Here is a 979-nt window from a genome sequence, read left to right as displayed (position 1 = left end):
CACTGCTGCTCGGGTTGCTGTCGGACCTGCCGGACAAGAACTGCTGGACCATCTCCGAACACGCCGGCGACGACACCCCCGACGGGATACAACACCTGCTGCGCAAAGCAGTCTGGGACGCCGAGGAGGTCCGCGACGACCTGCGCGACTACGTCACCGAACACCTCGGCGACACCGGTGCCGTGCTGGTCGTCGACGAAACCGGTGACCTGAAGAAAGGCGTCCACACCGTCGGAGTGCAACGCCAATACACCGGCACCGCGGGTCGCATCGAGAACGCCCAGGTCGCGGTCTACCTCACCTACGCCACCGACGCCGGGCACGCGTTCATCGACCGGGCCCTCTACCTCCCGAAATCCTGGACCACCGATCCCGTCCGCCGCGCAGGCGCAGGAATCCCTGACGACACCGCGTTCGCGACGAAACCCGCGCTGGCGACCACCATGATCGGGCGCGCTCTCGACGCCGGCGTCCGTGCACAGTGGGTCGCCGGGGACGAGGTTTACGGAGCCGACCCCAGCCTGCGCAAGAACCTGGAAAAGCGCGGTGTCGGCTACGTTCTCGCCATCGGCTGCGACCGCCGGGTCAGCACTCCAGCAGGCGTGCTGCGCGCTGACGGTGTCGCCGCGAGGCTGCCCAAGCACGTCTGGCAACGCCTCTCCGCCGGCGCCGGGGCGAAGGGGAATCGCTACTACGACTGGGCTTTCGCCGACATCGACACCGACGAGCCCGACGGGTGCCGGTGGTTGCTGATCCGCCGTCACCGCACCACCGGCGAGCTGGCGTTCTACCGCTGCTACTCGCCCGAACCCGTGCCGCTACGGATCCTGGTTCAGGTCGCGGGCCGCAGATGGACAGTCGAGGAATCCTTCCAGACCGGCAAAGGCCTCACCGGGCTCGACCAGCACCAGGTCCGACGCTGGACCTCCTGGCACCGCTGGACGGCCATGGCGATGCTCGCCCACGCCTTCCTCGCCGT

Annotated in this window: 1 protein-coding gene; it reads left to right on the top strand. The window is 68.3% G+C overall.

Annotated features, from left to right (window positions below; genetic code table 11):
* Positions 1-2 precede the first annotated feature (2 nt).
* Positions 3-979 (top strand): IS701 family transposase (locus ACLARN_RS44120; RefSeq protein ID WP_409497456.1); only part of this gene is annotated, 977 nt, incomplete at its 3' end.

Origin of the sequence: Amycolatopsis sp. cmx-11-12 (assembly GCF_046269425.1) — a bacterium.
GTDB lineage: Bacteria > Actinomycetota > Actinomycetes > Mycobacteriales > Pseudonocardiaceae > Amycolatopsis.
The sequence above is the reverse complement of the archived record's forward strand: the minus strand, read 5'-3'. Positions and strand labels throughout refer to the sequence as shown.